This window comes from Flavobacterium sp. N2550 (assembly GCF_025947265.1).
Classification (GTDB): domain Bacteria; phylum Bacteroidota; class Bacteroidia; order Flavobacteriales; family Flavobacteriaceae; genus Flavobacterium; species Flavobacterium endophyticum.
Genome location: NZ_CP110007.1, coordinates 1,704,161 through 1,728,433 on the forward strand (window position 1 = coordinate 1,704,161; position 24,273 = coordinate 1,728,433).

Sequence of the window (24,273 nt, forward strand, 5' to 3'; positions counted from 1 at the left end):
AAATTATCTTCTGAAGATGCCCAAATCTACTTTTACAGAAAAGATATTCGAATATAAAGCCACACTCTGGTCGCCGATATCCGTCAGCGCATAATCAACTTGGATGCCTTTGTATTTGAATCCGAGGCCTATGTTAGGCTGGAATCCTACTTTTTCGCTTCCGTCTAGTTGTTTTACATTCTGGAAGTTTCCGACACCGCCTCTCAAAAAGACCAAGTCGGTATAGCCAAATTCAAATCCGACAGCAGGATCGATACTTACGACGTCGGTAGAAATTATATCATTTGTTCTGGCAAAGCTCATGTTCAAGTTTGCCGCGGCCATAATGCTATAATCGTATCGGATGATGAATTTCTTAGACAATCCTAGTTGTGCTTTTGGCAGGGTAATTTCGGAGTCTTCTGGCAATTCTTGGTTTTCACCCGGAATGGCATCCTTGATTTTATTGTAGGCTTCTTCGTCGATGTTCCAGATGTTATAAGTAGTCGTGATGTCTCGCACCATAAGCCCGAATTTCCAGTCGTTTCTTTCAAACTGAAGCCCTACGTCAAAACCAAATCCCCAAGAATTGGCAAAATCACCGATAACCCTTCTGATTACCTTAGCATTCACACCATATTGAAATCCAGGAATCTTTAATTTTCGGGCATATGAAAAAGTTACGCCATAATCTGCAGTAGAAAACAAGCTGATTCGGTTGTAGTCGATATTTCCTTCGCTGTCGATCAATTCGGTCGTGTTCAAGATATCATCTACTCCAAAACGAATTACAGACAATCCCCAAGCGCTGTCATCATCAATCGGCATGGCAAATCCGGCATAATCGTACTGAGCAATGTTGGCAAAATAGCTGGCATGCATCAGAGAAGCCTGTTTGTCCTCCAAATGAATCAATCCGGCCGGATTCCAATATCCAGAATTGACATCGCCTGTGCTGGCAGTCACGGCATTCGACATACCTAAAGCGGCTGCATCGACACCGATATTCATAAATTCATTGGAATATTTTCTAACCGCTTGGCTGTAAGCGAAAGAGCATACTAAAAGGAAAGAGGCTATAAGGGGTTTTTTCAAAGCAAATTGTTTTTACAAACCGAAATCTGTATTCTTAAATTATCGTCCAAAAATATAAATTTTTATTGAGCTTCCTTCTTCGGCATCAACAATAAATCCGAGCAAAGCAATATCAAGTAAAAATCTGTAATAAGAAACGCACTGCACTATAAACTTATTGTGCTAAATTTGCAGTCTTGCCAACTAAAAAACAACAAGACATGCGAATTAAGGCTCAAGTTCCGAACATCATCACATTGCTCAATCTTTTTTCAGGATGCATTGCATTGATTTTTGCTTTCCATCAAGATTTTAAACTTGCCTTTTTCTTTGTCTGCCTTGGTATCTTTTTAGATTTCTTCGATGGCTTTTTTGCCAGGTTATTTAAAGTTTCAAGTCCGCTAGGTTTGCAATTAGATTCGTTGGCCGATATGGTAACCAGCGGTGTTGTTCCCGGACTTGTGATGTATCAGCTGATGAACCAGGCTTTGGGCTTTCCTTCTTCCGATTTGCCTATGATGTTCTTTCCGTTTTTAGGCTTTATCATTACACTCGGTTCTTGCTATCGTTTGGCGAATTTCAATATCGATACGCGCCAGACGGATTCTTTTATCGGACTTCCAACACCTGCTAATGCATTGTTCATACTGAGTCTTCCGATTATCTTGCTTGATAATAACTATGAATTTGTTTCACAGGCTTTGGGCAATGAGTGGGTTTTACTCGTGATTTCTTTGCTAAGTGCTTTTATGCTGAATGCCGAGATTCCGTTATTTTCATTAAAAGTAAAAAGTGCCAGTTTTGCCAAAAACAAGCTTCAAATTATTTTTCTAGCCGTATCGCTTCTACTTTTGCTGTTTTTTAAAGCACTAGGAATTCCGTTGCTGATTATTTTCTATATCCTATTGTCGATCGTGACAAATAAGAAAAAGGCTTAAAATTCGTTTTCTTCTTTTTTAATGATGGAAGGACTGTTTTAATTTTCGGTCCGAAGTCTGACAATTCCCAAAAACGTTTATTTTTACTGAATGAAGAAACCAGCTCCAAGAAGAAAACCTTCGACAGTACGCAAGTCCAAAAAGAAAAAAAGCTTCTTTTCTGGAAACGTATTGAAGTTTTCTATTTGGGCTTTTTTTATTCTTTTGGTTGCCGGAACCGCTTATCATTATCGAGAAGGACTGGCGTATTATTTCAGTTTTAAGACCGACAAGAAACTTTCTGACGAAGAAAAGCGAATTGCAGATGTCAGAATCTACCAAGTCCTCAGCAAGCACGAAAATAAAGTATATGGCTTTGATGTGTCAGAATACCAAGGCAAGGTAGATTGGGAAAAGACAACTGCTATCGAAGAGACTTTTCCGTTGGGATTTGTCTTTATACGGGCGACTGCCGGAAAAAATAGGGTGGATGCCACCTTTAAGGAAAATTGGAAAGAAGCCAAAAAGCACAAGCTTATTCGAGGCGCCTATCATTATTACCGTCCGAATGAAAATTCTATAGCACAGGCCGAAAATTTTATCAAGAATGTAAAGTTGCGCAAAGGCGACCTGCCGCCTGTTTTGGATATCGAGAAATTACCCAAAGAACAGTCGATTGACAGTTTGAAAATAGGATTGAAAAGATGGCTGAAAAAGGTAGAAAAGCATTACAACGTAAGGCCGATTATCTATTCTGGCGAAAGTTATTACAATGATTTCTTGAAAGAAGAATTTGAAGGTTATACGTTTTGGATTGCCAACTACAATTTTTTTGAAGAAACCATCAAAGACGAATGGACGTTCTGGCAGTTTACCGAAAAAGCAACCGTTCCCGGTATTGAAGGAACTGTAGATGTCAATATCTATAACGGAACACCCAAGCAGCTACAGTATTTCACCATCAACTAAAAATAGAAAAACCCAAAAGTGATTTTAAACTTCTGGGTTTTGTATTATCTGCAATCTAAAATCTTAAATCTGCGATCTAAAACTCCAATTTCTTCTTACGAAGCTCAAAATTCTGTCCAAGATATACTCTTCGAACCATTTCATCTTGAACTAATTCTTCTGGAATACCCGCTTTTAAGATTCCTCCTTCAAACATTAGGTAGGTTTTGTCGGTAATAGCAAGCGTTTCCTGAACGTTGTGGTCGGTAATCAGGATACCGATATTTTTGTTTTTTAGCTGTGCTACGATTCTCTGGATGTCTTCTACTGCAACAGGATCGACACCTGCGAAAGGCTCATCCAATAAGATAAATTTCGGGTCTGTTGCTAAGGCACGTGCGATTTCAGTACGTCGTCTTTCACCACCCGAAAGCAAATCGCCGCGGTTGGTACGGATGTGTCCCAAGCTGAATTCAGCTATAAGACTTTCCATTTTAGCTTCCTGTTCTTGTTTGGAAAGATTGGTCAGTTGTAGTACGCTTAAGATGTTATCCTCAATGCTCAATTTTCTGAAAACCGAAGCTTCTTGAGCCAAATATCCGATACCGTTTTGCGCTCTTTTATACATCGGATAATCTGTAATTTCAGTATTGTCCAAATAGATTTTACCACTATTTGGCTTGACCAAGCCTACGATCATGTAAAAAGAAGTCGTTTTTCCGGCACCGTTTGGTCCTAAAAGACCAACGATTTCGCCTTGATTTACTTCTACCGAAATGCCTTTTACGACACTTCTTCCTTTGTATGTTTTGACCAGATTATCAGCTCTTAAGATCATATTCCAATGTATTGTAAATTACCCGAACAAATAAACAACTATTCGGAGTAACGTTCCTACTAATTAACAATTATTTATTTTCTTCTAGGGCTTCCCAAAACTCGTAAGCTCTTCTCAAATGCGGGATTACTATGGTACCGCCGACCAAAGTCGCGATGCTCATGGCTTCCATCATTTCTTCTTTGGAGATGCCTTCTTTGTAGCAGGTTTCTAGGTGGTACTTGACGCAGTCGTCGCAACGCAATACCGCAGAAGCTACAAGTCCTAGTAATTCTTTGGTCTTGACGTTTAAAGCACCGTCCATATAGGCGTTGGTGTCAAGATTGAAGATTCTTTTGATGACTTTATTATTATCGTTAAGCAATTTTTCATTCATCACTTGACGGTAATCGTTGAATTCTTTAACTAGATTGCTCATCTTTTAATTTGTTTTTTTGTACCCAGCCCGAAATAAAGATGCTGAGCTCGTATAATATTAATAATGGAATCGTAACAATGATCTGGCTTACCACATCTGGCGGCGTCACGATGGCCGCAATGATCAAGATAATAACAATAGCATACTTCCTATATTTTCTCAAGAATACAGGGGTTACCAAGCCTAATTTGGAAAGGAAGAACATGACGATCGGCAATTCAAAAACCAATCCGCAAGACAGCGTCGTGCTTCGTATTAATGAAATATAAGAATCAAGGTCAATGTCATTATGAATCTGCGTACTCACCTGATAGCCCGCCAAGAAGTTGATGGAAAGCGGCGTGATGATAAAATAGCCGAACAATACGCCCAAGAAAAACAAGAAAGAAGCAATTGCTAAAAATAACTTGGCGTTCTTTTTCTCTTTGTCATACAGCGCAGGGCTTATGAATTTCCAACATTCCCAAAGAATAAAAGGGAAAGCAATGATAAAACCAGCCGTAACGGATGTCCATAAATGCGCATTAAACTGCCCAGACATGACACGGCTTTGTACGTCGAAATTAATTTTGTAATCACAAAAACCATCGCCGTCGCTACCAAAAAACTTACTGACTTCACAGAACCAACGGTAGGTAATGAAATTAGGATTTTTTGGTCCGAATATAATCTCATCAAAGATAAAATCACTGAAAAAGAATGCGACGGTCGCAGCGATTATTATAGCCAATGTGCTTCTGATCAATAACCATCGGAGTTCTTCCAGATGGTCGAGAAACGACATCTCATTTACGTTTTTCTTTCTTGCCATGTTATACGATTCCCTCTTTTAAAATATCGTGAAGGTGAATTACTCCTAAATAATTGCCGTCGTCAACAACGACCAACTGTGTTATTGAAAAATCTTCTAAGATGTTTAAAGCGTCAACAACCATGTCGTTGGATTTAATCACTTTAGGATTCTTGGTCATGATGTCTTTTGCCGTTAGGTCACTGAAAGTATCTCGGTCGTTTAGCATTCTTCGGATGTCTCCGTCAGTAATGATACCGATTACCTTTTCGTTTTCTACAACCGCTGTAACGCCCAGTCTTTTTTCAGAAATCTCAACAATCACTTTCTTGATGCTGGAATCTGGAGAAACGACCGGTTTGTGCGTCGTATCTAGCATATCCTTTACGCGAAGCAAAAGCTTTTTGCCCAATGCGCCGCCAGGATGGTACTTAGCAAAATCCTCGCTTTTGAAATCGCGAAGCTCCATCAATGCAACAGCCAAAGCATCGCCAATAACAAGCTGTGCCGTGGTACTGTTTGTCGGTGCAAGATTTATAGGATCGCACTCTGATTCAACATACGCATTTAAGACATAATCGGATTCTTTTCCGAGGAAAGAAGTTAAATTTCCAGTTATCGCAATTAAAATGTTTCCGAAACGTTTTAGCAAAGGAACCAAGACTTTGATTTCGGGACTGTTGCCGCTTTTTGAAATGCAGATGACCACGTCGTCTTTCTGTACCATTCCCAAATCGCCATGAATGGCTTCGGAGGCATGCAAGAACATTGACGGAGTTCCAGTAGAATTAAGCGTTGCCACAATTTTTTGGGCGATGATGGCGCTTTTTCCGATTCCGGTAACAATCAATCGTCCTTTTGACTTGAAAATGATTTCTACGGCTTCGGCAAAATCGTTGGTGAGGAGCTCTGAAAGATTTGCAATTGCTTTACTTTCAGCTAATATTGTTTTTTTGGCAGAGGCCAATATTGCTTCTTTTTCTATCAAAACAGATTTTTTATAAAATTTGTGGTTATAAAAGAAAGTTGTATCTTTATGTTGTGCAAATTTATGTAAAATACCATTAAAAAAGAATGAATTCAAACGAAATTGACATCCACAAAGAATTAAAAAAATATTTTGGCTTTGGCCAATTTAAAGGATTGCAAGAACAAGTTGTCAAGAGTATCATAACCCAAAATAATACATTCGTTATTATGCCCACGGGTGGCGGAAAATCCCTCTGCTACCAGCTGCCTGCCCTGATCAAGGATGGAACAGCAATCGTAGTTTCCCCGCTAATCGCACTTATGAAAAATCAGGTCGATGCTATCAGGAGTCTTTCTTCTGAAAACGGAATCGCCCACGTTTTGAATTCATCACTTACCAAGACCGAAATTGCCCAAGTCAAAAAGGATATCGTTTCGGGAATCACCAAATTATTATACGTAGCGCCTGAGTCGCTTACTAAAGAAGAATACATACAGTTCTTGAGAAGCGTGCCGCTTTCGTTTGTGGCTATAGACGAAGCACACTGTATTTCGGAATGGGGACATGATTTCCGTCCGGAATATAGAAACCTGCGAACCATCATAAAGCAGCTGGGCGACATTCCTGTCATAGGATTGACTGCTACGGCTACGCCAAAAGTGCAAGAGGATATCTTGAAGAATTTGGATATGGTGAACGCCAATACGTTCAAGGCGTCTTTTAACAGACCAAACCTGTTTTATGAAGTACGTACAAAAACTAAAAATATAGAATCGGATATCATCCGTTTTATCAAACAACATAAAGGAAAATCGGGAATTATTTATTGCCTGAGCCGTAAAAAGGTAGAGGAAATTGCGCAGGTATTGCAAGTGAATGGTATCAGTGCGGTTCCGTATCACGCAGGATTGGACGCTAAAACACGTGCCAAACACCAAGATATGTTCTTGATGGAAGATGTGGATGTCGTTGTAGCAACGATTGCCTTTGGTATGGGAATCGACAAGCCAGACGTTCGTTTTGTGATCCACCATGACATTCCGAAATCATTAGAAAGTTATTACCAAGAAACGGGCAGGGCAGGACGTGACGGTGGCGAAGGTCATTGTTTGGCCTACTATTCGTATAAAGATGTAGAAAAATTAGAAAAGTTCATGTCAGGTAAGCCAGTAGCTGAACAAGAAATTGGTTTTGCGTTGTTGCAGGAAGTCGTTGCTTATGCTGAAACTTCGATGTCGAGACGTAAATTCTTGCTGCACTATTTTGGTGAAGAATTCGACAGCGAGACTGGCGAAGGAGCCGATATGGATGACAATGTTAGAAATCCGAAGAAGAAAGTGGAAGCAAAAGACCAAGTGGTCAAATTGCTGAAAGTGGTTCGCGATACCAAACATTTATACAAATCAAAAGAGATTATTTTTACGCTGATAGGCAAGATTAATGCTACGATAAAAGCGCATAAGACCGATACGCAGAAGTTCTTTGGTAGCGGTTCTGATTTTGAGGAACGTTATTGGATGGCTTTAATCCGTCAGGTTTTGGTAGATGGCTATCTGTCAAAAGATATTGAGACGTATGGCATATTAAAACTTACCGAAAAAGGCGCTGCCTTTATCCAGAATCCGACTTCATTTATGATGTCGGAAGACCATGAATATAACGAGACGGAAGACGAGGCTATCGTTACGGCGGCAAAATCATCAGGCACTGCTGATGAGGCTTTGATGGGCATGTTGCGTGACTTGCGTAAAAAAGTAGCTAAAAAGCTAGGTGTTCCTCCTTTCGTGGTTTTCCAAGATCCGTCTTTAGAAGATATGGCTTTGAAATATCCTATTTCTATTGAAGAATTGGGAAGCGTTCATGGCGTTGGGGAAGGAAAGGCTAAAAAATATGGAAAAGACTTTGTCGAGCTGATTGCCCGTTATGTGGAAGACAACGATATTATCCGTCCGGATGATTTGGTAGTGAAATCTACAGGAGCGAACTCGGCGTTGAAATTATATATTATCCAGAACGTTGATCGAAAACTTTCTTTAAACGATATTGCCAAAGCCAAAGGATTGGATATGGATGTCTTGCTGAAAGAAATGGAGCAGATCGTGTATTCTGGAACGAAATTGAATATCAAATATTGGATTGACGACATTTTGGATGAAGACCAGCAGGAAGAAATCCATGAATATTTTATGGAGTCACATTCAGACAATATAAAAGATGCGTTGAAAGAGTTTGATGGCGATTATGACATTGAAGAACTTCGATTGATGCGGATTAAGTTTATTAGCGAAGTAGCGAATTAACTTGGGATTTTTGATATAAGATTTTAGATTTATGGCTTAAGATATGAGATTTCAGGAAGTAGTGCTTTCTGAAATCTTTTTTTTGGTTCAATTCGAAATCAAAAGTCATAGAATATGAAATACCCTATCAAAAAGTACAAGCCCGAAATCAAAAATCAAAAATCATAAATCCAAAATTATTCCTCCCAAACTTCTCCACGGTGCGGTTTCAAAGCATCACGAACGGCAATCATATTTTCTTCGGCAACGACCATATAGGCAATGGCGTGCATGTCGTTGAGGGCTTCGAATCCGGTGATATTTAGCGGTAGTTTTTCGGCTTGGATGAATTCTTTAAGATGGATTTCGTGATGCTCTGCTGTTTTAGCGCCCGCAGGTCCTCTGAAATCCCAGATGAGTTTTATTTTTCTTGACATGGGTGTGTTCTGTTTAGGAATGCAAATTTACAAACTTAAAATGGCTTGTTCTTTTTTTGCGGCAAATTAGCCGTAAAAGTTTATTTTTGGGAAAAGATGCACCATGAAATTATCTTACTACTTTTTTCTTCTTTGTTTCCAATTCGGGTTTTCGCAGGAACTGACGTTAGAAAAGGCGAACCATCTGGCTACACTGCCCATCAAGTGTTTGCAACAGGAATATCCGAACAAATTAGGTCAGTTGTTGCAAGACAGTACCGAATTGCAGTCGCCTAAAGCATTGCATCCTGCATTTTACGGTTGTTTTGACTGGCATTCGTCGGTACATGGGCATTGGAGCTTGGTGTATTTGTTGAAGAAGTTTCCGAATCTGGCAAAGAAGGAGGAAATCATCAGCAAGCTGCGTACTAATCTTTCAAAAGAAAATATCCAAAAGGAAATCGATTATGTTTCTAAGGCGCATGAAAAGTCGTTTGAGCGTACGTATGGCTGGACATGGCTGTTGAAACTGCAGTTGGAGCTAGAAACTTCTTCGGAACCGTTTGCCAAAGAATTGGCAGGCAACTTAAAGCCTTTGTCTGACCTTATTATTCAAAGGTATATCGAATTCTTGCCTAAACTATTGTATCCGGTGAGGGCGGGAACGCATTCGAACACGGCTTTCGGGCTTAATTTTGCTTGGGATTATGCAGTGTATTCTAAGAATGCGGCGTTGCAGAAAAGCATCAAGGAGAATGCCATCAGGTTGTTCCAAAAGGATAGGGAATGTCCTTTTAATTGGGAACCGAGCGGGACGGATTTTCTTTCGCCTTGCTTGGAAGAGATTGGAACCATGCAGCGCATTCTGCCTAAAGCGGAATTTTTAAAATGGTTAAAGGATTTTTCTAAGCCACTTTTCGACAAAAAGTTTACTTGGGACGTAGCACGGGTTTCGGACAGAACCGACGGACATTTGGTGCATTTGGACGGCTTAAACTTTAGCCGTGCTTGGAATTTGTATTACCTAATCAACCAATATCCTAAGGAGTTTTCGCATTTGAAAGCGCTGGCAGACCATCATCTTGATTTTTCGCTTCCTTCTGTCGTAGATGGCAATTATGAGGGCGAGCATTGGCTGGCTTCGTTTGCGTTGAGGGCTTATGAAGAAAAAAAATAATTACTGTAAGGTTTTTTATATATTTGAGCGAAAAACAATAATTATATGAAACATAATTACTTAGGAAAAAATTTATTTTACATAGTACTTCCTTTACTATTGATTTCTGTAAAAGGAAGCGCCCAGTATACGGTAACTTCGATACCGCATCAGGCTTATACTATGACAGCAGCAACTCCATTGTCTAATATAGATGATCGTAATTCGCCAATTATAACGCTGCCTTTTAGCTTTACTTTTTTCGGGACTACTTATAATCAAATAGTTGTATCTGCCAATGGATACATCGATTTTAGACTAAATCTTCCGAACGAAAATGGGCCTTGGCAGTTTTCGGGTCCTATTCCAAATGTAAACTTTCCTGTAAAGAATTCTATCTTGGCTTGCTATCACGACTTGAATAACACTAACGGAACGGGATCCATTACCTATTCGGTTGTAGGGGCTGCTCCTTACAGAAAATTTATATTGATGTATAACAATCAGCCTCATTACGGCGGTTGTTCCAATGTAAAAAGTACATTTCAGGCGGTACTTTATGAAACATTGAATACTATAGATGTGCAGATCGTAAGCAAGCCTCTTTGTGCTTCATGGAATAGCGGCAATGCTGTAACTGGAATTATCAATACTACTGGAGCGATTGCCTATACGCCTCCGGGAAGAAATACAGGGTCTTGGACAGCGACGCAAGAAGGATGGAGGTTCAGTCTTCCGATGGAAACCAATACATATAAATATACTAAATGTGATCCGAACTTAAATGGTCTTGAAACTTTTAATCTTCAAGTGGTTAAAGATGATTTGATGGCTCCCGATATGGTGTTTTATGAAACCTTATTGAATTTGCAAGATCAAGCTTTTCCGATGCCATTAGTCTATGATAATATTATTCCTAATGAGCAAGTTCTTTATGGTGATAATAATGGACAGGTTACAAAAGTAATTCTTAGAGCCATCAATTGTAATGTGGATTATGATTTAGATACGGTAGCCACGGCTTTGGAAGATGCCAATGGTGACGGAAATCTAGAAAATGATGATACGGATGGAGACGGTATTCCAAATTTTTTGGATAATGATGATGATGGCGATATGGTCTTGACTTCTTTTGAATATGTCTTTAATTCTGGAAGAAATTCAAATGAGACGAATTCTATTATGGATACAGATAACGACGGAATCTTGAACTATTTAGATAATGATGATGACGGTGACGGTGTGTTGACCATTAACGAAGATTATAACGGAAACAATAATCCTGGTGATGATGACACGAATGCGAATGGCATTCCTGACTTCTTGGAATCTTCAGTAGCTTTAGGTGTTGACGGGCCTGCTCTTAACAGCTTGATTTCGTTGTACCCGAATCCGGTTTCTAATATGTTGACTATTGATAACAGAACGAACGACGTTATTTCGGACATTTCTATATTCTCGATTAACGGAATGTTGGTGAAACAGGTTTCGAATGCTGGAAATAGTACTTCTATTCCTGTTTCTGAACTGCAAACAGGCATGTATTTTGTGAAAATGCAGGTAGGCAATCAGGTTATGAACTACAAGTTTATCAAAAAATAAAACTTTTATTTACGTCTTTTAAAAAGGTTTGGCAAAAGCTGAACCTTTTTTTATGCGATCTCTAATTTATGAAAAGCCATTAATTGATGGCAAGAAAATAATCTTTTTCTACCTTTGCGCCATGCCAAGAGAATTTCAAATACAGGTGACGCCAGAGGTGGCTGCCAATCCGCAATTATTGACCGAACATGTTGCCAAGCTGATGCAGGTAAAACCTGCAGAGATCAGGCATGTTGCTATCATCAAGCGTTCTATTGACGCGCGCCAAAAGGCAATCAAAATCAATCTTAAGATTCAGGCGTACTGGAACGAGGCGTATGAGGAAACTAAAATTGGATTGCCTGATTATAAAGACGTGTCTGGAAAGCAGGAGGTGATTGTGATCGGCGCGGGGCCTGCGGGCTTGTTTGCGGCGTTGCAACTGATTGAGCTGGGACTAAGGCCTATCGTGCTGGAACGTGGCAAGGACGTGCAGGAACGCCGTCGAGATTTGAAGGCAATTAATAGGGATCATATCGTAAATGAGGATTCTAACTATTGTTATGGTGAGGGAGGCGCTGGAACGTATTCTGACGGCAAATTATACACGCGTTCTAAGAAGCGAGGCGATGTGGACCGTATCTTGGAATTGTTTGTAGGCTTTGGAGCTTCGGAAGAGATCTTGATAGAGGCGCATCCGCATATCGGGACGAATAAGTTGCCGAAGATTATCAAGGCGATGCGCGAAAAGATTATTGAGTTTGGCGGCGTGGTGTTGTTTGATACGCGCGTGACGGATATTTTGGTGAAAGGGGATGCTGTTGAAGGTGTGCAGACACAAAAAGGCGACGTTATCAAAGCGGAGAAGATGATTTTGGCAACAGGACATTCGGCACGCGACATTTTTGAACTGCTGGATCGAAAGAAAATATATATAGAGGCCAAGCCTTTTGCCTTGGGCGTTCGTGCGGAACATCCGCAGACGCTGATTGACAGCATACAGTATAGTTGCGATTATAGGGGAGACTATCTTCCGCCGGCGCCTTATTCGATTGTGAAGCAGGTGAATGGAAGGGGAATGTATTCTTTTTGTATGTGCCCGGGCGGGGTGATTGCGCCTTGTGCTACAAGCCCTGGTGAAGTGGTGACGAATGGCTGGTCTCCGTCTAAACGAGATCAGGAAACGGCCAACTCGGGTATTGTGGTGGAGCTAAAACTGGAAGATTTTAAGCCTTTTGCTAAGTTTGGGGCTTTGGCAGGAATGGAATTCCAAAAAAGTATCGAACAAAGGGCTTGGCATCTGGCGGGAGAGACGCAACGGGTTCCGGCACAGCGTATGGTAGATTTTACGCAGGGCAAGGTTTCGGCGGATATCCCGAAGACTTCGTATGTTCCGGGGACGACTCCTGTGGAACTGGGGCAGGTTTTTCCGGGCTTCTTGACACAGATTTTGCGCGAGGGGTTTGTTCAGTTTGGGAAGTCGATGCGAGGGTATATGACGAACGAGGCTATTTTGCATGCGCCTGAATCGAGAACTTCGTCGCCGGTGCGGATTCCGAGGGATGCTTATTCTTTGGAGCATGTGCAATTGAAAGGCTTGTATCCGTGCGGAGAGGGTGCGGGTTATGCGGGCGGTATTATTTCGGCCGCTATTGATGGCGAGAAATGTGCGTTAAAGATTGCGGAAAGCTTGGGCATTGCTACGGCCTAGGCCAATTGGGCTTCGGAAGGCATGAAAGAAGCTTCTAAAGGCGTGAAATGAATTTCTAAAGGCATGAAAAGAGTTTCTAAAGACGTGAAAGGAGTTTCTAAAGGCATGAAATGAATTTCTAAAGACGTGAAAGAAGTTTCTAAAGGCGTGAAAGGAGTTTCTAAAGGCGTGAAATGAATTTCTAAAGGCATGAAATGAATTTCTAAAGGCGTGAAAAGAGTTTCTAAAGGCGTGAAAGAAGCTTCTAAAGGCATGAAATGAATTTTTACTCACTATAAACTACTAGCAGGGCGCATTTTTCTTTTTTCGGCAGCCCTACACTAAAAAAGCCTCTATTGGATAGAGGCTTTTTTTGTTTATCACGTATTGTACTTATTATGGGCAAGGAGGGGCGGCACATTGCGCATTTAATGTTGATATGTTATCTCCTGCGATCAAAACTCCGGGACTGCCAACCGTAACCGTTACGACTGTAGCCGTTTTTGGGACATTAAAGATACGCCCGCCGGTGGCGGCAAGAACTCCGTCAAGATACCAATTGATGGTTCCTGGAGGCAGCGGGTCTCCTGCAATCTTTACCCTGATATGCGTTGTTGTACAGGATGCCACGCACAAGGAGTTGGCAAGCATCTTTTTGTGAGTAGCGGCTTCTTCTTTTTTAAGGTTACTGCTGGGTGATGTAAACCCGAACAGTAGTAAGGGGATTGCTAATAAAAGTAGTTTTTTCATAAATGGTAGTGTGTAAAGGTTAATATAAAGTTCAAAACAATCAAATATAACGGATTGATTTTTAGTATGCTTACGGGTTTCCGTAGGTTGCAAGAAAATAATTGTATTTACACTAATATTTATTGCTACCACGCATAAAAGCATTGTGCCTAGAAAGAAAATAGTTTTGAAATTAGGGAAAATGCTTTTAGATAAAAACAGTTTTTGTTTATTTTGTAAAGTATTGTAAATTAATTGGTTGATTTTGTTGCATTTTTAAATAAATATGTATGTTTGTGATGCAAACTTCATTTAATACTTATGCTACAAATTAAACAAACTCTGTTTAGGAAAAGACCTTGGAGAGGCAAACGGGTGAAAGTCCCGGGACGGATTATTGTGGCATTCGTGTTTAATAATTGAAGTTTGCGGTGACCTCTCCTTTTTATTAATTTATAATCCATACAGAAAATGCAAACTTCAAAACGTCAAGGTGAAGGCAAATCTACAGCCGACACAGCGAGTGATACACGAAACGTATCGAAAATAAAGGTGTGGTTAACACCGTCTCAATGTGAATTTATTGATTTTGTGCTGTTCTACGGGGCTTCGGAATTGTCGAAGTCTTTGCGGATCGTGCATGATTTGGCTTTATATCATTCTGATGTGCCTATTGGTGCGGAGGAAAAACGGGCACTTTTTGGAGTGAGGTGTTTGGGGAAGAAATTGAAAAAACCGCTGTGAGGCGGTTTTTGTTGTATTGGAGGTTGACTATTTTTCGTCAGAGTATATAGTTTTTAAAATTTCTGGTAGTTTATTTCGAGGGAATAACACGAAAATGCCTAAGATACAAAATGCAGTAGCAAATAAGAGCCAATAATTTTCTTTATAAAATACATAAAATAATGAGACGATTGTCATTACTAAATATAGAATCCAGCCTATTTTAAATATTATAAACATCATCGATATCGATAATAATGAATTATTAGTTGATTTATGTACTGCGAGATTCATAATAAAGCTAATATCATCTAAGACTTTAATCTGTCCTGCTCCTTTAATTTTTCCATCTATTAGAATATCTGATGATCCTTCACCTGTATGATAAATTTTTATTGAACAACCTTGATTTGGATCTATATAATCAAAAACAATTTCTATAAAATTCTCGTTTTTATCGATGATAAAATTATTAGTACTTTCTACTTGTGATAAGATTTCGACATCAAAAATTTCGACATTTTCAACCGATGAGATTTTTAGCTTATCTAACTCAACAATATCAGATTTATCTATTGTAATATTACCAGAATTCCAAATGGCGATTTTGCTAATGGTCAGATTTTTAAATTTTTTACCTTTATATATTACTTCTAACCCTTCTAAACTACTAATATCTTCATTTATCAAATTAAAACTGTGAATGAAATAATTAACTTTTTTTATGTTTTTAGCTTTAAAATAAAAAACAAAAGCCAAAATAAAACCTGCTAAGCCTATAATGAATGCGAATAAATTTAAATATTCTTCATTTTGATTTATAACCTCTTTTATATCCATATGATTTTACGTTAATTATTGATTGAAGTTGTTATAGACAATATTTGATTAATTTTAAAGTTAAATCTTAACTATTGTTAAATCTTGTTTGGTTTTTATCTACAATATAATCACGTATACGAACTTTATCTGGGTATAGAAAATCATTCTTGGTTACTTCGTCAATTTTCTCGACGTCAATATACGTCGGTTTAATGTCTATTTCGATAGTTCCTTCGCGATTAAAATCTCGGGCTCTTAATTCCCAACATGCCGTAACTTTAAATGTTTTGCGGTTAGGTAAAACTGAAACTTCAAAATATCTATTGTCTTTTTGAATTAGAGGTTTGTCATTGCTTGGTCTATAAGTGATACTTTTATTTTTATTATCAATAAAAGTTGTTAATGATAAATTTGAAATCAATAATGAGCTTTCATAAATTTTGCGAATCCCCCTTTTAAATTTAATTATAAAATACCAATCCTCAATAACTGCTAAACCATTATTCTCCATATTTATTTCAAAATTACACCAAGACTTATTAATTGAGTTGGAATAAAATGGGGAATTTATTAAAAAAGGTTTTAGTGAGGCTTCTAATTTAGACTGAAAAAAATCTCCGGGTAATCTCTCAACTAATACAGATTTCGTTGTTTGTCTTTCAAATATTGGATTTAGTATTAGGTCGTCTTGGAAGTCATTAAATGAAACTTTAAAATCAAATTTTGTTTTATGTGTACCCTTTAGGTAGAAATTTAAGATGTCTTGATTTTCTTCAAGTAAGTCAACAATATCTTCCCAACAAAATAAATGTATTTCAAATAAATTTTTGCTTTGATTTTCGAAGTTTTTTATTCTAATAAATTCTTCAATTTTAGAATCTTTATTCGCAGTTGTGGCAATAATATATACTGCTAAACTAGGCCGAAAGTTCGTTGCTTTTAAGATTTCATTTTCAATTTCATTTTGACTTAATTTTGCGTTAGAGTATTCATCCTTACCTTTGCATTGAATTCCCCAATAATTAGTTTCTCCTTTAGGAACACCATAAATATCTACACCGAATTGATTTTGACCTAGTCGACCATTTTTTTTTATTACGCTTGGAATACCCCAAATTTCACCCCATAGTTTCTTACACAGAGTTTCAAAGTCTTGCCAGTTTTCGGGTTTACTAATTGCTTTTTTCATCATAGAATAACACGTAACTCATGGATATACATGGGTTTCAATTGCAAATGTTTATAATGGTTTGAAATCAAATATATTGAAATATTTAATTCAGAGTAAATTCTTACGAAAGTATTTGATGAAGGGTAAGTTTTTGGCGATGAAATGTTTTGTTATGAACGATACACGAAACGTATCGAAAGTACAGGTGTGGTTAACACCGTCTCAATGTGAATTTATTGATTTTGTGCTGTTCTACGGGGCTTCGGAATTGTCGAAGTCTTTGCGGATCGTGCATGATTTGGCTTTATATCATTCTGATGTGCCCATTGGTGTTGAGGAAAAACGGGCTCTTTTTGGAGTGAGATGTTTGGGGAAGGAATTAAAAAAACCGCTGTGAGGCGGTTTTTATGTTTGATGGAAATCGTAACACAAATATTCGATTAGTACTGAAACCTCCATTTTGCAAAATGATGTACTGCTATACTTTTATAAAATGTTGAACTGGAGTAGTTTCAATAGTTGAATTTCTTATAGCACCAATTGTAAGTGCTGGAATAGTACCGTTGTTAATTTCATCAACTACTTGTTGAGTGAAATTTGAAATATAACTTGTTTCTATACGACGAAAGTCTTTGCCAAAAATTTCTTTAACAGATTTCTCATCACCAGAATTTGCTTTGAAAAATTTCCGCAAAAGTAAATTTTTAAAATCTTCAAAATTATTAATAATTGTATCAAGATGCTGATTCGCTTCAATATCTATAAGGTAAAGATTATTTAGTAAATGCTCTACAATATCTAATGCAATCCTAATTTTAGACTCTTTTGGAACTTCCATCTCGTGAACTGAATCATTTCCTAAAAAACGTATACTATGTAATCTATTTGCGTCTCGTTCCGTGATTAACTTATTACGCAGTAAATTGTTAATCTTTTGTTCGAGCGTTCTGCCTTGAATAGCTTGTTCTATTGCTACTGCTTCAATAACTGCTCTTAAGCCAACACCAGATAATAAATAACAATTTGATTTGATAGCTTCCAAAGATTCGAGATATACAATTCGTATTTTATCAGGAATGCTATAATAATTTTTAATTATATTGTGACCATTTATTGAGAGAGGATAATGCTTTTTATCTTCATAATAAGTTTCATATTCATCATAACCAGAAAACATGCTTTCATCGCCGTAAACTGTTCTGAACTGAATATTATCACATCCTTTACATTGAATAACATCATAATTACGATGCCAATGAAAGTCATCGTCATGCTCACTTCCAGTTTTTTTTGTATATAAAATTTCATGGTTAGTAGGTAATTCACAAATTGGGCAATAATCTTTGTTCATAATGTATGATTTTTAAACTTAAATTTGCTAAAAACAGCTGTTCAGATTGCGCTATAAGCCCATATTTATTAATTCATTACTATTTTTAATTGGCTTGCTTAATTTTTCTGGAAAGCCATGATTGTTGTTACAGCTCTCACACCAGTATTTGTCAATTTTATCTGGAAAATCTTTACTTATTCGAGGAAGAATTCTATATATAAATTGATGCTTTGTCAATGTCCAAAGTGTTTCTCTATCGTGAATTTTTGAATTTTTAATTTTTGTTAGTAAAATATCACATATTTCTACCATGCTTATGAGCTCAGTTATTTTAGGGTTATATCTTACATCATCGTCATCTTCATGATGATAATTACAAAAATAATCATCTATTAATTTAAAAATAGCTTCACTTCCTTTATAGGTGGGGAGGTTTTGATCTTCGATTGCATATAAATCAATGTTTTTATATTCAAAATTATCTAGACTACTTTTCAAATTGTTATAGTATTGATTGAGTTGTTGACTTTCTATATCGAGTTTTCTTTCTATTTCCTGTCTATCAATTTGATCTTGAATTAAAAGATTTGCATCTATTTGCGCCCTAAGAGCTAAAAATACCAAAATTGCCGCCATAACATTAATAAAAGGCGCGGTAGTGCCACCAATTGTATCGCCTATTGGGCCAGTAGTGTTAAAATTTATCCAATCCAATTGGGTACATGCAAATGGGGCAATAATACATATAGGGATGCCAATCCATAATAATCTATTTGCTCGCTTTAAAACTTTCTGTATCTGTTCTCTTTTATTTATTTGCATAATGTTGTGAATAATTATAAATATGAACAATTTCTATTGTAATACTTGTAACCTTTAAATCAAATATATTTTAAAAATTGATGATGAGCAGGACCTCTTTTACAAGTATCTTACAATTGTTTTTTTTCATATTTCTTTTTCAAATATTTCTTTTTAAGTTTATTATTATAATTTTCTAATTGTTTTATAAAAGCAAAAAACTCCTGAAGTTCTGAACTATATTCTTTCAAATTTGGAGTTTGCTTGTGAGGTATAACTATTATGAAAGTAGAAAATTTTGAATTTAAGATTTTATTTGTCTGATGTATAAGCTCGCTTTCTAAAAAGGGCATATATGTGAATATTTTATCAGTAAAAAACTTTATTCTTGTAACGCCATCTGTAATTATCATATTGCCGATATTTTTTTGATAATCTTGCGGTACCAGATTGATATCAACCTGAGAACAAAGGGTCTTGAAATCTTCCTTACTTAAAGAGTCAATATTAGTTTGAGAGTCTTTATTAGCTCCGATTAATAACCATTTTTTGACATTATTTCCATGAATAATTATAGAATCAATAAGGCCACAGATTACTGCGTATGCTTCCCTCTTTTTTATCTTATCAGTTGTCTTAGTAACTATTGTGTAAAAAATATAACTTCCTATAAATGCAAAGCATAATTTGGAAATTAAATCTTCAAGGTTTTTTTCATGTACGGTAATAAAAATATGATCAATAAAAAACTTAGTTGTGATAATTGTGCAAAAGCATATAATGAATAACAAATTCAATAGGCGGTTATAGTTTAGAAAAGGCTTTCTTTTGCGATGATAAAAGCTAATAGATGGCATGTATGGAAGAGAATGAATGGGGGCGTCTGTTCTCATTTCTATAAAATCATCTTCCGTTGTTTGTTTAGCGCCTTTTCCATATATACCTGGGCCTCCTTTGAATAAGTATGATACTGTTTTTTTTTGATTGTTGCTTGACATGTTATCTTTTTTAAGCTTACATTAGGTTTTGCAATATTTGCAATTTTCATGCATGATATTATAAAGTATGTAAACGATTGAAATCAAATGTACATTTTATAAATAAAAAGCAATATTTTTTATTAATTATTAGACAAAGTGCGTATATTTTACGTTAAAATAATCGCGATATGAAAATAATATAATTATCAAGTCATATCTAATTAAAGATTCTATCCTCACCCAACATATCTTTAATATTCTCGACATGCTGCCTTTGAACTTCATAGCTTTCGCCATTTTGTACGGCTTGTTTTAATACTCGAACAACATCGTTTTTATTGGTATAGGGTGCGGGCGTATTGGTTTCTGTAATGATTTGTAGGACTTCCAGAACTCTTTCTGCTTTTACAATATAGGTTCCTTCGGGTACGAAGGTGATGTCTTTTAGAGTACAGTCGCCATCGAACACGATAATGGAATAGAAAGGAATGTTTTGGAATTGCTGGAGCTGCTTTTTTAGGTCTGCAATATGCTTGTTGTTTTGCAGTATGGGGTTATAAAAGGAGTATTTCTGCTGGCCAAAGGCCAACACTTGTGTCCATCGTGTTTGATGTCCGTTTCCGAAAATCCAACCGCTGTAGTCTTTTATTTCGAAGACGAGTATGCCTACTTTGGTAGCTACGACGAGATCGATTTGGGAATATTTGTCTTTGTATTTTTTTAGGTATAGGTCGTGGAAAATGGTTTGTGCCGGGATTCCTGATTTTAGGAGTTTTGCTACCAAACGGCGTTCTGCTCTTGTGCCTCTATGGGATTGCGTTACGGGTTCTATTGTTTCTTTTTCTTGTATAGGAATATAGTAGCTGCGTTGCGGAACGTTGTTTTTTGCTTCAATATAATCTTTCATCTTATTAAAGATAATAATGAGGCCAACTATGATGAATAGGATAAAAACAATGTCCATATGAGTTGCTTTTATTTCTTGTTATTCGTAATTGTTTGAAATCAAATATATTGAAATGTTTTAGATAATGTAAATTCTTACTAAAACTTTTGATGATGGGTTTGTTTTTTACGATGAAGTGTTTGTGTTGATTATAAAAAAAACCGCTAGGAAGCGGTTGTTGGAGTTATCTTTCTCTTATCATTTTACGTTTTGGTTTGTCGAACTCATGATCGTCTATTTTTGTTTTTTCGACTTTAATCGCTTCAGTTATTGCCGTATACTCGGGCGTTCTGTATACCTGCTTGAGATAAACGGATTTCATGATTTGGGTTATTTTATTTCTATTCATGAAGCTATAGTCTTTAGTGTATTTTGGATCCATTTTTAGTTCGGGTGCAAAATAGTAGTCGATTTGCCCAAATTCGTCTTTGTAGATCAGCTTATTGCAGACGTAGCCCAAAATGGTATCTGCATTTTTGATGACTTTGGATGTGAAGTCTTTGTTGTCTGTTTTATCACATCGGTAAAAGAATAGGATTTCTGGTTGCGTTCTGTTGGTATAATATAATCGGTTTTCTTTTGGGAGAAATAACTGCTGAGTCATATAGTTGAAATCGTTGACTTGTTTGGTGGCTCCTTGTTTGACTATAAATATACTCTTGTCTCCAAATTCCTTTTTTAATTTTATTGTATCTACGTTTTTGTCGGGATTAGGGATAAACTTTAATCGGTATTCGATTCTTCCTTCGAAATCGGGAGCGTCTGTTTCTGCTTTTGCGGTTTCGTGTTTGTTACAGCTGTTTAAGAGTGTGAGTAGTAGTAGAAGGCAGATGGAGTTTTTTGTCATGGTAATGGTAAGTATGGGTTCTGAATTTTATACGCTAGTTTTCTTTTTTTGATAAATTTGATAGGCCAAACCAATCGCGGCTCCTATTTCGCCCCCTGCATATCCATAATTATGAATGGAGCCGACAATAAAAAAAACTTCTGCAATCTTGTACGTCATAAGGAAAACAGCTCGGGTCGGTTTCTCCGCTTAAGGCTTCAATAATTCCTCCGAATATTCCAAATATAATAGCTATACCTAATGTAATGAGTATGGCATTGAAGACGTATTTAAACATCAGCCTTGGGCTTTTGTGGATTAGTCCGACCAGACCTTGAACAATGCCAATGTAGAGGCCGACCCACCATGTTGCTAAAAAGCCGATGAGGGCGGTTGTTAAACGGGGATTGTTATTTCCCCAATCTTGGAAGCCAAATTGCTCAAATTTGAATACTGTAAAGTATTCTGATGAAATGGTATAGGTTATCTGGTCATGCATCGCTCCGTAGGTTCCGGCTAATAGGGTAGCGATTAGGATAGTGAGTAGTAGGATGCCTAGTTTTTTCATTAATTGTAGTTATTGTCAAATGTGCGTTGAAAGTTGTTTTTCTAATTATGTATAATAATCAAACGATAATTTTCTTTTCCTTTATCGCCATTAATTAAGCTACGATGTTTTAATGATAGTGAATATTGATCAATAATTTTGCCTTTATAAATAATTTCTCCAGTGATACCTTTTATCTTAAAATAGATGTTTTTGCCTTTAATTGTGTAATCACCTATTGAAACACTCTGCGATTGGATATTAAACCACTCTTTTAAATCTTCAGCTGTTGCATTACAATCTGTAGCCACACTAATTACTTTTCCGTTTGGATAAAACCTTAAATAGTCTTTGCTTCCTTCTTTATCATCATCGTCAAAGATGCATTTTGACTCATAAAAACCATCGAATTTTATCTTTTCGGTATTAGATTTTTGTCCGAAAGACAAATTTGACAGTTGTAAGCAAGTAAATAAAAATAATAATTTCATGATTTAATTATTTAAATCAAATGTATTGAATTGTTTTAAAGCTTTTTATATGGACAATTCTTTTTTAATTCTGAGTTAGAACCCGTCATAATCCAAATGTCGTAATCTTTGAGAATATAAGTTTGGGCTTTTTCAGTTTTACAAACATCGAGTATTTTAACTACTTCGCCGTATTTTGTTTTGGTGTTAAGTTTTATGTTGATACCATTTTTTGAATCATTGCTTTTCACTATATTTTTAATATCGGATTGAATCTGCTTAAATAGTAGAAGATTTTGGGTTTCGTTTGTAGTGAGCTGGTAGGATTTGAAAGTTCTAAAGCTTAGTATTTTTTCAAGAGAGCAACCGCAAGTTTCTTCATAAAAGTTTTTTGAAGGCAAATGGAGATTAAGCGAATATTCTTTTTTAAAGGTTTTGCTGTTTACTAAAAATAGAATGCAAAAAAGAATCAACAGGAATGTGAGTGTTGATGTAATGGAGAAGACAACCATTTTCTTTTTTGTAGTCATGATTTTGCTATTGATACTAAATCAGCTATTTATAATTATTTTAAATCAAATATATCTAATTGTCCTAAAATACCCGCAATCATAGAGAAGATTTGTTCGAAAGTCCTTTTTTAATTAAATCATATTCTTTTTTAAGCTTGCTCCAGTATTCTTTCTGCATCGATTTAAATAACCGATAATTTATTTTAATTTTTAAGGTGCTTACAAATGATTTTTTATTGATTCTTTTTGTTATTTCTTCGATTAACCACTCTTCATCAAACCCGGCCCATTCGTCAGCAATGCTTAAAAGATTGTTTTGTAGCACAGGAAATATCTCATGTTGGTTTATCTTTTTTACTTCTTCGAAAGTATAAGGACTTTCAATGATTTTAAAAGCGATATCTGTGAAATCGTTATCCTTTAATTCGGTATCGAGATAGAATTGAGAAAGTGAAATCCATATGGGTTTTCGTTCGCTTAATTTGTAGCTTGTTTTTTTCATAAGATGCCCAACGTTTAGTTGTTGCTCATAAATCGCTCAATAAGCTGTACTACTTCCTCAAAATTAGTTTCTAAAGCCATGTGTCCGCCTTCTAGAATATGGACTTCGGCTTTGGGCAAATCTTTTTTATAGCAATGGGCTTCGGCCACATCAAAAAAGACATCGTATTTGCCCCAAATAACAAGGGCTTTGGGCTGGTGCTTGCGAAAGTAGTCTTGGAAAGCGGGAAACATTTTGATGTTGGTCTGATAGGTGCAGTTGAGCTTAAACTGCATCGCGATGTTTCGGGGCCGGCTCATTCTTTGCCAATCGATGATCCACGATTCGGGGCTTACGTTTTGGTGTAGTTTTTTAGGCAATCCTGCAAAATATTGTTCTTTGGTTCCTTCTTTGCTTAAAAAGGCGGCTACTTTTTTCTTTTTTTCTGGAGTGGGATTTTTCCAATAGTCCTTGACTTCGTTCCATTGGGGGCCAAGACCTTCTTGGTAGGCATTGCCGTTTTGGACGATTATCTTTTCGATCTTTTCGGGATGCTGCAGACAGATACGCAGGCCTATCGGGCAGCCGTAATCGTGAAGGTAGATTGTAAAGGATTGGAGGCGGATGGCTTTGGTAAAGGCATTCATGCAGGATGCGATGTTATCGAAAGAATAGTCGAAATCTTTCATCAGAGGGAAATCGCTAAAGCCAAAGCCGGGATAGTCTGGCGCTATGAGATGGTAGCGGTCTGAAAGCACCGTCATGAGGTTCTTGAACATTAGGGATGAGGTGGGGAAGCCGTGCAGGAGCAGCAGGGACGGATTTTTTTTTGTCGCCTGCTTCTCTGTAAAAGATTTCGACTCCATCGACTTTTAC

At 37.0% G+C, this 24,273-nt stretch carries 27 protein-coding genes; 7 read left to right on the plus strand and 20 right to left on the minus strand.

The genetic code is table 11. The features are described from left to right. Positions 1 to 3: 3 nt before the first annotated feature. On the minus strand, positions 4 to 990 hold the full coding sequence (locus tag OLM56_RS07425; protein ID WP_121376731.1) for a PorV/PorQ family protein: 987 nt from the start codon (positions 988 to 990) through the stop codon (positions 4 to 6). 284 nt (positions 991 to 1,274) lie between these two features. Between OLM56_RS07425 and OLM56_RS07430 the strand changes: the two genes are divergently transcribed. Together OLM56_RS07430 and OLM56_RS07435 are read left to right on the plus strand one after the other, a co-directional pair. Beyond that, a complete protein-coding gene (locus OLM56_RS07430) occupies positions 1,275 to 1,991 on the plus strand; it encodes a CDP-alcohol phosphatidyltransferase family protein (protein WP_182494277.1) in 717 nt (238 codons plus the stop codon). Between the two features lie 90 nt (positions 1,992 to 2,081). Then, positions 2,082 to 2,939: a glycoside hydrolase family 25 protein gene (locus tag OLM56_RS07435; protein WP_264528849.1), complete on the plus strand. Its 858-nt coding sequence runs from the start codon at positions 2,082 to 2,084 to the stop codon at positions 2,937 to 2,939. A 76-nt stretch (positions 2,940 to 3,015) separates the two neighbouring features. Here OLM56_RS07435 and lptB read toward each other — a convergent pair whose 3' ends face one another. The 4 genes from lptB to OLM56_RS07455 all read right to left on the minus strand — a co-directional run bounded on the left by lptB (position 3,016) and on the right by OLM56_RS07455 (position 5,952). Continuing rightward, positions 3,016 to 3,756 carry an LPS export ABC transporter ATP-binding protein gene (lptB, locus tag OLM56_RS07440; protein ID WP_121376728.1) on the minus strand — a complete coding sequence of 247 codons (741 nt, stop codon included), beginning with the start codon at positions 3,754 to 3,756 and terminating at the stop codon, positions 3,016 to 3,018. A gap of 70 nt (positions 3,757 to 3,826) precedes the next feature. After that, positions 3,827 to 4,174 carry a carboxymuconolactone decarboxylase family protein gene (locus tag OLM56_RS07445; RefSeq protein ID WP_182494088.1) on the minus strand — a complete coding sequence of 116 codons (348 nt, stop codon included), beginning with the start codon at positions 4,172 to 4,174 and terminating at the stop codon, positions 3,827 to 3,829. Then, a complete protein-coding gene (gene tatC, locus OLM56_RS07450; RefSeq protein WP_182494087.1) occupies positions 4,158 to 4,985 on the minus strand; it encodes a twin-arginine translocase subunit TatC in 828 nt (275 codons plus the stop codon). Before tatC ends, OLM56_RS07445 begins: the two co-directional genes overlap by 17 nt. A 1-nt stretch (position 4,986) precedes the next feature. Further along, positions 4,987 to 5,952: a KpsF/GutQ family sugar-phosphate isomerase gene (locus OLM56_RS07455; RefSeq protein WP_170148794.1), complete on the minus strand. Its 966-nt coding sequence runs from the start codon at positions 5,950 to 5,952 to the stop codon at positions 4,987 to 4,989. 86 nt (positions 5,953 to 6,038) lie between these two features. Between OLM56_RS07455 and recQ the strand changes: the two genes are divergently transcribed. Next, on the plus strand, positions 6,039 to 8,234 hold the full coding sequence (gene recQ / locus OLM56_RS07460; protein WP_121376725.1) for a DNA helicase RecQ: 2,196 nt from the start codon (positions 6,039 to 6,041) through the stop codon (positions 8,232 to 8,234). Positions 8,235 to 8,410: 176 nt separating this feature from the next. Here the strand turns inward: recQ and OLM56_RS07465 are convergent, their stop codons facing one another. Further along, positions 8,411 to 8,650, minus strand: coding sequence for a hypothetical protein (locus OLM56_RS07465; protein ID WP_264528850.1), 240 nt, complete (start codon positions 8,648 to 8,650; stop codon positions 8,411 to 8,413). A gap of 103 nt (positions 8,651 to 8,753) precedes the next feature. On the opposite strand from OLM56_RS07465, the gene OLM56_RS07470 reads away from it, so the two are divergent. The 3 genes from OLM56_RS07470 (at position 8,754) to OLM56_RS07480 (ending at position 13,077) form a co-directional block, all read left to right on the plus strand. Next, entirely contained in the window at positions 8,754 to 9,806 is a 1,053-nt protein-coding gene (locus tag OLM56_RS07470; protein ID WP_264528851.1) for a DUF2891 domain-containing protein, read from the plus strand. Positions 9,807 to 9,851: 45 nt separating this feature from the next. Then, a complete protein-coding gene (locus OLM56_RS07475; RefSeq protein ID WP_264528852.1) occupies positions 9,852 to 11,387 on the plus strand; it encodes a T9SS type A sorting domain-containing protein in 1,536 nt (511 codons plus the stop codon). 121 nt (positions 11,388 to 11,508) lie between these two features. Next, on the plus strand, positions 11,509 to 13,077 hold the full coding sequence (locus OLM56_RS07480) for an NAD(P)/FAD-dependent oxidoreductase (RefSeq protein WP_264529001.1): 1,569 nt from the start codon (positions 11,509 to 11,511) through the stop codon (positions 13,075 to 13,077). Here OLM56_RS07480 and OLM56_RS07485 read toward each other — a convergent pair. Both OLM56_RS07485 and OLM56_RS07490 read right to left on the minus strand, forming a co-directional pair. Continuing rightward, positions 13,074 to 13,331 (minus strand): hypothetical protein, encoded by a 258-nt coding sequence (locus OLM56_RS07485; RefSeq protein WP_264528853.1) that lies wholly within the window; start codon positions 13,329 to 13,331, stop codon positions 13,074 to 13,076. The genes OLM56_RS07480 and OLM56_RS07485 overlap by 4 nt on opposite strands. Before the next feature lie 121 nt (positions 13,332 to 13,452). After that, positions 13,453 to 13,806 (minus strand): hypothetical protein, encoded by a 354-nt coding sequence (locus tag OLM56_RS07490; protein ID WP_264528854.1) that lies wholly within the window; start codon positions 13,804 to 13,806, stop codon positions 13,453 to 13,455. A 450-nt stretch (positions 13,807 to 14,256) separates the two neighbouring features. Between OLM56_RS07490 and OLM56_RS07495 the strand changes: the two genes are divergently transcribed. Further along, on the plus strand, positions 14,257 to 14,529 hold the full coding sequence (locus OLM56_RS07495; RefSeq protein ID WP_264528855.1) for a hypothetical protein: 273 nt from the start codon (positions 14,257 to 14,259) through the stop codon (positions 14,527 to 14,529). 27 nt (positions 14,530 to 14,556) lie between these two features. Here OLM56_RS07495 and OLM56_RS07500 read toward each other — a convergent pair whose 3' ends face one another. From OLM56_RS07500 to OLM56_RS07555, 12 genes are all read right to left on the minus strand, one after another. Then, positions 14,557 to 15,348, minus strand: a complete 792-nt coding sequence (locus OLM56_RS07500) for a hypothetical protein (protein WP_264528856.1) — start codon at positions 15,346 to 15,348, stop codon at positions 14,557 to 14,559. Between the two features lie 67 nt (positions 15,349 to 15,415). Next, entirely contained in the window at positions 15,416 to 16,522 is a 1,107-nt protein-coding gene (locus tag OLM56_RS07505) for a hypothetical protein (protein WP_264528857.1), read from the minus strand. 457 nt (positions 16,523 to 16,979) lie between these two features. Further along, on the minus strand, positions 16,980 to 17,852 hold the full coding sequence (locus tag OLM56_RS07510; protein WP_264528858.1) for a DUF4145 domain-containing protein: 873 nt from the start codon (positions 17,850 to 17,852) through the stop codon (positions 16,980 to 16,982). A 51-nt stretch (positions 17,853 to 17,903) separates the two neighbouring features. Beyond that, positions 17,904 to 18,656 carry a hypothetical protein gene (locus OLM56_RS07515; RefSeq protein WP_264528859.1) on the minus strand — a complete coding sequence of 251 codons (753 nt, stop codon included), beginning with the start codon at positions 18,654 to 18,656 and terminating at the stop codon, positions 17,904 to 17,906. A 110-nt stretch (positions 18,657 to 18,766) separates the two neighbouring features. Next, positions 18,767 to 19,633, minus strand: coding sequence for a hypothetical protein (locus OLM56_RS07520; RefSeq protein WP_264528860.1), 867 nt, complete (start codon positions 19,631 to 19,633; stop codon positions 18,767 to 18,769). Between the two features lie 199 nt (positions 19,634 to 19,832). Continuing rightward, on the minus strand, positions 19,833 to 20,579 hold the full coding sequence (locus OLM56_RS07525; protein ID WP_264528861.1) for a nuclease-related domain-containing protein: 747 nt from the start codon (positions 20,577 to 20,579) through the stop codon (positions 19,833 to 19,835). 166 nt (positions 20,580 to 20,745) lie between these two features. Continuing rightward, positions 20,746 to 21,408 carry a hypothetical protein gene (locus OLM56_RS07530; protein WP_264528862.1) on the minus strand — a complete coding sequence of 221 codons (663 nt, stop codon included), beginning with the start codon at positions 21,406 to 21,408 and terminating at the stop codon, positions 20,746 to 20,748. A gap of 109 nt (positions 21,409 to 21,517) precedes the next feature. Continuing rightward, complete coding sequence (locus OLM56_RS07535; RefSeq protein WP_264528863.1) at positions 21,518 to 21,955, minus strand: hypothetical protein; 438 nt, start codon at positions 21,953 to 21,955, stop codon at positions 21,518 to 21,520. Between the two features lie 41 nt (positions 21,956 to 21,996). Next, positions 21,997 to 22,425, minus strand: a complete 429-nt coding sequence (locus OLM56_RS07540; RefSeq protein WP_264528864.1) for a hypothetical protein — start codon at positions 22,423 to 22,425, stop codon at positions 21,997 to 21,999. Positions 22,426 to 22,460: 35 nt separating this feature from the next. Beyond that, positions 22,461 to 22,934, minus strand: coding sequence for a biopolymer transporter ExbD (locus OLM56_RS07545; protein ID WP_264528865.1), 474 nt, complete (start codon positions 22,932 to 22,934; stop codon positions 22,461 to 22,463). A 79-nt stretch (positions 22,935 to 23,013) separates the two neighbouring features. Next, a complete protein-coding gene (locus tag OLM56_RS07550) occupies positions 23,014 to 23,418 on the minus strand; it encodes a hypothetical protein (RefSeq protein ID WP_264528866.1) in 405 nt (134 codons plus the stop codon). A gap of 14 nt (positions 23,419 to 23,432) precedes the next feature. Beyond that, the gene (locus tag OLM56_RS07555) at positions 23,433 to 24,263 is read right to left on the minus strand and encodes an alpha/beta fold hydrolase (RefSeq protein WP_264528867.1); all 831 of its coding nucleotides are present in this window, start codon (positions 24,261 to 24,263) and stop codon (positions 23,433 to 23,435) included. Positions 24,264 to 24,273 lie beyond the last annotated feature (10 nt).